This is a genomic window from Carnobacterium sp. (genome assembly GCF_032094055.1).
Classification (GTDB): domain Bacteria; phylum Bacillota; class Bacilli; order Lactobacillales; family Carnobacteriaceae; genus Carnobacterium_A.
This window is the reverse complement of record NZ_DAMDAK010000110.1, coordinates 1-1012: the sequence shown is the minus strand read 5'-3', so window position 1 is coordinate 1012 and position 1012 is coordinate 1. Positions and strand designations below refer to the sequence as shown.

The window sequence follows — 1012 nt, the reverse complement described above, 5'->3', positions numbered from 1 at the left end:
AACTTCCATAAAGCGTAAAGCCACGATTCGGTTAAACCAGGTATAGGCTGCTTCATCCATCACTTGCTCATATCCTTCATATACCAAGCGATTTTTCAAATGATTGTATTGTTTTAGCTCTTGTTTTCCCATAATGGTGCCATTTATAACTAACCCATCTTTCAACTCAGTAATCGGCGTAATGTTATTCGCTGTAATTCCATAAGCATAGGCTTTTTGCTGCACGCCGTTTTTTAGTTTGTTTCGGGCTTGAAAGGCAAATTTGCGTAAGGCTGTTTTATTCATGTTGAGCACCGCCTTACGATAACTTGATGAAATCAACATTTTTATCTGCTAACGATCTCATCAAATTTTCTTTTAGAATATCTAAATAACGGTTTACATCTTCTTCGTTTCTAATTTCCACTAAGTGGCGCGGAAGGATTTCCGTTTGCCGCATGACCAATGCCTTTTCTGCTTTGACTTTTGGTTTCGCAACAGATGTTGGCGGTTCTACAGCTAAAGGCTTATTGAAATCTGTATCGTCTTCTTCAACCCCTGGGCTACTAGGTACCGGCTTATTCTTTTCTCTTTGCTCTGCTTCCCATTTCTCCCTAACTGCTCTCTCTTTTTCCTGTTCTTCATAAATTGCTCGTTTAGCTGTTTCAATCGATCTTAGTGTGACCACTTTGATTTCATTGCTTTCGCCTTTATAAGCCTGGAGTTTTCCAACTGTATTGGCATTATTAACTTTTTGTTCTAGATCATTCATTTTAAAATTAAAGGTTGTTTGAATATGTTTGATACTAGAAAAATCGAGCAGACTTTCCATTTCACGAGTGATATCTCGGCGGTCTTGCTCTATTGCGTCGCAAATTGGTTGGGAGACGCTTTCTAACTGTTGTACCATTTCATTATTAAACTGGTCGATCAATTCAGGCAGTTCTTTGATTCGACGATACGGCCGGGACATGCGTAAGATATCCGCTACTGTGTTCATCAAGTGGTCTATTTCAGTATTATTTAAATAGTT

1 protein-coding gene and 1 pseudogene are annotated in these 1012 nt (G+C 38.6%); both read right to left on the bottom strand.

Annotated elements, in window-relative coordinates; genetic code table 11:
• Positions 1 to 285, bottom strand: a pseudogene (locus tag RT405_RS12485) (hypothetical protein); the annotation flags it as partial.
• A gap of 13 nt (positions 286 to 298) precedes the next feature.
• Positions 299 to 1012, bottom strand: a 714-nt coding sequence (locus RT405_RS12480; RefSeq protein ID WP_313470112.1) for a hypothetical protein, incomplete at its 5' end; no start/stop codon positions are given.